At 66.5% G+C, this 6,420-nt stretch carries 5 protein-coding genes; all 5 read left to right on the forward strand.

Annotated elements, in window-relative coordinates; genetic code table 11:
* A partial coding sequence (locus tag JHD63_RS21340; protein WP_198972810.1) for a malonyl-CoA decarboxylase domain-containing protein occupies positions 1 to 976 on the forward strand: 976 nt, incomplete at its 5' end.
* Between the two features lie 30 nt (positions 977 to 1,006).
* Complete coding sequence (locus JHD63_RS21345) at positions 1,007 to 1,996, forward strand: Bug family tripartite tricarboxylate transporter substrate binding protein (RefSeq protein ID WP_198972811.1); 990 nt, start codon at positions 1,007 to 1,009, stop codon at positions 1,994 to 1,996.
* Between the two features lie 82 nt (positions 1,997 to 2,078).
* Complete coding sequence (locus JHD63_RS21350; protein WP_198972812.1) at positions 2,079 to 3,608, forward strand: malonate--CoA ligase; 1,530 nt, start codon at positions 2,079 to 2,081, stop codon at positions 3,606 to 3,608.
* Positions 3,609 to 3,778: 170 nt separating this feature from the next.
* Positions 3,779 to 5,059, forward strand: a complete 1,281-nt coding sequence (locus JHD63_RS21355) for an HD-GYP domain-containing protein (RefSeq protein ID WP_198972813.1) — start codon at positions 3,779 to 3,781, stop codon at positions 5,057 to 5,059.
* A partial coding sequence (locus JHD63_RS21360) for a sensor domain-containing protein (RefSeq protein WP_198972814.1) occupies positions 5,056 to 6,420 on the forward strand: 1,365 nt, incomplete at its 3' end. The genes JHD63_RS21355 and JHD63_RS21360, both read left to right, overlap by 4 nt.

Raw genomic sequence — 6,420 nt, forward strand, 5'->3', positions numbered from 1 at the left:
GCCCGAGGGCATGCGCTTCCTGGTCGATCTGCGCGCCGAACTGCTGCCGCACCTGCGCGGCGACAAGCGCCTTGCCACGCTGGATGCCGAGCTGGAACACCTGTTCTCCACCTGGTTCGACGTCGCTTTCCTGGAACTGCGGCGCATCAGCTGGGACTCGCCGGCCTCGCTGATCGAGAAGCTGATCAAGTATGAAGCGGTGCATGACATCCGCAGCTGGGCCGACGTCAAGAACCGGCTCGACAGCGACCGGCGCTGCTATGGCTTCTTCCATCCCCGGCTGCCGCAGGAGCCCTTGATATTCGTCGAAGTGGCGCTGGGAGGCGAGATCGCCGAGTGCATCACGCCGCTGCTGGACGAGGCCGCTGCGCCGGCGGACCTTGCACGCGCCACGACGGCCATCTTCTATTCGATCAGCAATACCCAGAGCGGGTTGCGCGGCGTGAGCTTTGGCGATTCCCTGATCAAGCGCGTGGTGGAAACTCTGCGCGCGGAGTTTCCCAAGCTCGGCACCTTCGCCACCCTGTCGCCGATACCCGGCCTGCGCGCCTGGCTGGGCCGAAACGCGGGCCGCATGCTGAGCCTGCTCGACGACAAGCGCCTGGCGGAACTGGCCCGTGCCGACGGGGTGCCGGAGTTCGGTGCGGCCCAATTGCTGCACGCGGCCGACCGGGCGACGGAACTGGCGCCGCGCTCGCCGCTGCGGCAACTGCTGCTGCAGTGCGCGGCCTACTACCTGACTCGGGAGTTGCCCGATGGGCGCCCGGCCGATCCGGTGGCACGCTTCCATCTCGGCAACGGCGCCAGGGTGGAACGGATCAACTGGGCGGGAGACCCGTCGCCCAAGGGCCAGAAGCAATCCTATGGGCTGATGGTGAACTACCTCTACGACCTGAAGCGCCTGGACCGCTACCGCGCCCTGCTGGCGCAGGGCCACGTGGCCGCCTCCGGCGCGGTCACCAGCCTCGGCTTCTAGAACAGAATTTTTACAACGACAGACAGAGCGATGACCTACAGCCTCAACAGGCGCGCCCTGCTGCGCGCTACTGCCGCCGGCAGCGCCGTGTTCGCCACAGGTGTCCGGGCACAGGGTGCCGCATGGCCCACAAAGCCGGTGACGCTGATCGTGCCCTTTCCGGCGGGCGGCGGCACCGATGCCTTTGCGCGGCCGCTCTCCGGCCAGTTCGCCAAGCAGACCGGCCGGCAACTGGTGATCGACAATCGCGGCGGCGCCGGTGGCACGCTGGGGGCCGGCATTGCGGCGCGCGCGCACGCGGACGGCTACACGCTGTTCATGGGCGCGGTGCACCACTCCATCGCGCCGTCGATGTATTCCAAGCTCGACTACGACCTGGAACGCGACTTCGTTCCCCTCGCGCTGCTCGCCCAGGTGCCGCAGGTGGTGGTGGTCAATCCCAAGCAGGCCGAAGCCGCGGACATGCCCGCTTTCCTTGCGCTGCTGCGCAAGAACCCGGGCAGGTTCAACTATGGATCGGCGGGCACGGGTACTTCGCACCACCTGGCGGGTGAACTTTTCAAACTGCAGACCAAGACCTTCATCACCCATATTCCCTACACCGGCGCCGGGCCGGCGCTGCGCGACCTGGTGTCGGGCCAGGTAGACATGATGTTCGACGGCCTGGGCTCCTCGGCAGCGCACATCAAGGGCGGCCGCATCAAGGCGCTGATGGTGTCGGGCGCCAGGCGCAATCCGAGCTTTCCTGACGTCCCCTGCGCTGCGGAGGTGGGCCTGCCGGATTACACGGTGACCACCTGGTACGGCCTGTGGGCGCCCAAGGGTACCCCGCCCGACGTGCAGGCGCGCATTGTCGAGGAGATGCGCAAGGCCGGCGCGTCCGACGAGTTGAAGGCGGCGTGGGCCAGCAACGGCGCGGAATTTCCGGCGCTTTCTCCGCAGGAATTCGGCACTTTCGTACATGCCGAGATCGTGCGCTGGGCCGCCGTGGTGAAGGCCTCGGGCTCCAAGTTCGAATGAACGTGTCCGTGCTGCGTGCCAGGACGCCGGCCCGCAGCGGTACCTCCCCCTTTTTGTATTCCTACCGCCATTTGCCATTCCCATGAGGAACCAGAATCTCTTCTCCGCCCTGCTCGCGGCCTTTCCTGCTGAGCTGGATGCCACGGCCATCGAGACCGACAGCGGCCTTTACTACACCTGGCGCGACCTGGACCGCGCCAGCGCGCGCATCGCCAACCTGCTGAAGTCACTCAAGCTCGCCAAGGGCGCGCGCGTGGCGGTGCAGGTGGAGAAGTCGGTGGAGGCGGTGCTCCTCTACCTCGCCACGCTGCGTGCAGGCTATGTCTTCCTGCCACTCAACACGGCCTATCAGCGTGCCGAAATCGAGTATTTCATCGGCAACGCCGAGCCCGAAGTCGTGGTGTGCGCCTCGCACAACGAAGGATGGATGCGCGAAGTGGCGCACGCCGCGGGCACCCGCCACGTCTTCACGCTGGACGATGGCCGCACCGGCACGCTGCTGGACGCCGCCGCGCCGATGCCAGACATGCATTCCGTAGTGCCCCGGCGCGCGGACGACCTGGCCGCCATCCTCTATACCAGCGGCACGACCGGCCGCAGCAAGGGCGCCATGCTGAGCCACGGCAACCTCTTGAGCAACGCGCAGGTGCTCAAGTCCTACTGGGGCTGGCGCGCGGGCGATGTGCTGATCCATACGCTGCCGATCTTCCACGTGCACGGCCTGTTCGTCGCCCTGCATGGGGCGCTGCTCAACGGCAGCAAGATGATCTGGCTCGCCCGGTTCGACCCGGCCATGGTCGTGCGCCGCTTGCCTGACGCAACGGTGTTCATGGGCGTTCCCACGCTCTACGTGCGCCTGCTGCAGGAGCCGGGCCTGGACCGGGCCGCAGTGCGTAACATGCGCCTGTTCATCTCCGGCTCGGCACCGCTGTTGATCGAGACCTTCCGCGCCTGGCAAGAGCGCACCGGCCACGTCATCCTGGAGCGCTACGGCATGAGCGAGACCATCATGCTGACCTCCAACCCCTGCGACCCGGCGCAAGGCGCCCGGCGCGGCGGTACGGTCGGCTTCCCGCTGCCGGGTGTGCAACTCCGCGTCGCCGGGGAGGATGACCGGCCCCTTGCCACTGGAGAAACCGGCGGCATCCAGGTGAAGGGCCCGAATGTGTTCAAAGGCTACTGGCGCATGCCGGAGAAGACGCGCGAGGAATTCACCGCCGATGGCTACTTCCGCACTGGCGACGTCGGGCATGTCGATGCCGCGGGCTACCTCTGCATCGTTGGACGCAGCAAGGATCTGATCATCAGCGGTGGCTACAACGTCTACCCGGCGGAGATCGAAGCGTGCATCAACGAAATGCCGGGCGTGGCCGAGAGCGCCGTGGTCGGCGTGCCGCACCCGGACTTTGGAGAGGTCGGCGTGGCCGTCGTCATCCCCCGTGCCGGGGCCAGGCCGGAGGCGGCCGACATTCTGGCCCGACTGCGCGCCCAGTTGGCCAACTTCAAGATTCCGAAGCACTGCGCCTTGGTGCCGGAACTGCCGCGCAACGCCATGGGCAAGGTGCAGAAAAATGTCCTGCGCGAGAAATTCGAGGCCCTGTTCCTTGCGTGACAAGCTTTCTCTCGCCCGAAAATCGACGAAATCCCGAATATGTTGTGTGCAGGGAACATTCGCCCTGCGACGCATGCATTTGTCATGTGTCTTGTTGTGTAGCATGCACTCTTCATGTTTGGGTTTTTTGCAGACAACGAGGCCACGGGGGACAACTCCGTGAGTCGTTCATGGAAGAGGGCCAGTCGAAACTCATCGACGTAAGTCAGTTGCGGGTCGGGATGTTCATTCAGCTCGACCTGGGCTGGATGGACCATCCATTTCCTTTGAACAACTTCAAGATTTCCTCCGAGGCGCAGATTCACACCATAGCGACCCTGGGCCTGCGGCGGGTGCGCTACGTTCCGCATCGCAGTGACGCATCGGTGGTGCAGCCGCCAGGCGCCGAGGCGACTGCCCGGATCCCGCCGCAAGCCTTGGAGCGGCGCGCGGAACCGGACCTGCGCCGCCAGCGACTCAAACAGCTCGAGCAGCAACAGCGGCAGCTCACGGTGTGCGAGCAGGGCTTCGCCGATGCGGCGCGCCGCTACCGCCGCGTGCTCGAGAGCGTGCGCCAAAGCCCCGTCCAGGCGCGCCAGAGCGGCGAAGACCTGGTGGGCGGATGCATCGAGCAGATGCTGACCAATGGTGAATCGGTGATACGCCTGCTGTCCGAGGGAGTGGGAGAGCGCAGCGCCCAGCACCCGGTGAACGTCATGGTGCTGTCGCTACTGCTGGGTCAGGCGTTGGGGCTGGAGCGCGTGCAACTGGTTGAGCTGGGGTTGGCCGGGCTGCTGCACGATGTGGGCAAGCAGGAACTGCCGGATCGGCTGCGGCAGACCGAGGAGTATTTCTCCGCCGCCGAATACCACGTTTACCAGCAGCACGTGGCGCATGGCGTTGCCGCGGCCGAGGCCATGGGCCTGCCGGCTGCGGTGGCGGCTGCCATTGCGCAGCACCACGAAATGGTTGATGGCAGCGGTTTCCCCGCCCGCCTGAAGGGAGCAGAAATGCAGCTCTGCGGCAAGGTGCTGGCGCTGGTGAACCGTTACGACAACTTCTGCAATCCCGGCCGCCACAGCGGCGTGCTGACGCCGCATGAGGCGCTGTCGGTGCTCTTCACGCAGATGAAGGCGCGCTTCGATCGCACCGTGCTGGGCGCCTTCATTCGCATGATGGGCGTCTATCCACCCGGATCGGTGGTCCAGCTCGGCGACGAGCGTTTCGCCCTGGTCACCTCGGTCAATTCGATGCGGCCGCTGCGGCCCAGGGTCATCGTGCACGACCCCTCCATTCCGCGCGAGGAGGCTCTGGTGCTCGACCTGGAGACCACGCCCGAACTCAGCATCCGCCGCAGCCTGAAGCCGACCCAGTTGCCCTGCGAGGCGATGGCCTATCTGTCACCGCGCCAGCGCATCTGCTACTTCTTCGAGCGCGCGGCCATGCCCGACGCCATTGGGGACCTCGCGTGACCCGCTCCGGCATGCCGGATGCGGTGATCGAAGGACTTCTCGAGGCGGTCTGGCTGGTGGATCCACACAGCCTGCGGATCATCGCGCACAACCGCATGGCGGCGGAACTGCTCGGGTTGGCCGGCGAAGAGCTGCTGGGCCGCCCGGTGCGGGAGGTCTTCACCAGCCCGGAGGACCAGGCATTCTGGGAGGACGCACGCCACAACCCGGCAGCCGTTCTGCATTCGCAGACCAGCCTGACCTGCGCCGACGGCCGCGTGCTGCACGTCGAGCGCCGCATTGGTCATATCGTGCAGGGCGACCAGGGCGGGGTCTGGCTGCTCGGGGTGGTGGACCGCACGTCCCAGCGCGCGGCCGAAAGCGAACTGGAACTGCTGGTTTCCGATCTGCGCGCGACGCTCGAGTCCACGGCGAACGGCCTTCTCGTCTGCGGGCTGGACGGCAGCATCCGGGCATTCAATCGCCGCTTCGCACAGATGTGGGGCGTGCCCAAGGACTTGCTGATGCGCCGCGACGATGCGGCGGTGCATGCATGGCTGGCCGCTGCGGTCCAGGACCGTCACCAGTACAAGGAGCGCCTGGCGGAGATCGCCCATTCGATAGAAGCCGAGGCCACCGACGTGATCCCGCTGCGCTCCGGAAGCATGCTGCAGCGCGTGGTGCTGCCGCAGTACAGCCGCGATCGGGTCATCGGCCGCGTGTTCTCCTTCCTCGACATCACGGAGAGCGTGGCGGCGCATGAGAGCCTGCGGCTCGCGGCCAAGGTATTCGATTCATGCCCGGACGCGGTCTTCATCACGGACCCGGACCACCGGATCATCTCGGTCAACCCGGTATGCCGGAGACTGGCCCGGCACGAGGGCGACGCCATGCTCGGCATGAGCGCGATCGACCTGTTCGAGGACCGCGATGCCGGCCGCCTGTTCACCGACATCAGCCGTTCCTGGCAATCCGCCGGATTCTGGGAGGGCGAGGTCTGGCACCGGCGCGCGGACGGCAGCACCTGCCCGGTACGGCTGTCCTGGGTCGTGTTGCGCGACGCCATGGGCCACACGGTGCAGACCATCGGCTTTTTCCGTGACCTGTCGACCCAGCGCGCGGCGCAGCAACGCATCGAGGATCTGGCCTACAGCGACGTGCTGACCGGCCTGCCCAACCGGCTGCTGCTGTCGCGCCGCATCGACCGGGCGCTGCAACTGCGCGGCGATGCGGAAATGCCCTTTGCCGTGTTGTTCCTGGACCTGGACCGCTTCAAGAACATCAACGATTCGCTCGGACACCAGTTCGGCGACCGGGTGCTGGTGAAGGTGGCCGAGCGCATCGAGGGCTGCCTGCGGCTGGCCGACACGCTGTGCCGGCTC

The organism is Xylophilus sp. ASV27 (genome assembly GCF_016428875.1).
Classification (GTDB): Bacteria; Pseudomonadota; Gammaproteobacteria; order Burkholderiales; family Burkholderiaceae_C; genus Xylophilus.

Bases quoted from the DNA above. Each gene is read 5' to 3' on its own strand.
- JHD63_RS21345 (WP_198972811.1), top strand. From the start codon at position 1,007: ATGACCTACAGCCTCAACAGGCGCGCCCTGCTGCGCGCTACTGCCGCC.
- JHD63_RS21350 (WP_198972812.1), top strand. From the start codon at position 2,079: ATGAGGAACCAGAATCTCTTCTCCGCCCTGCTCGCGGCCTTTCCTGCT.
- JHD63_RS21355 (WP_198972813.1), top strand. From the start codon at position 3,779: ATGGAAGAGGGCCAGTCGAAACTCATCGACGTAAGTCAGTTGCGGGTC.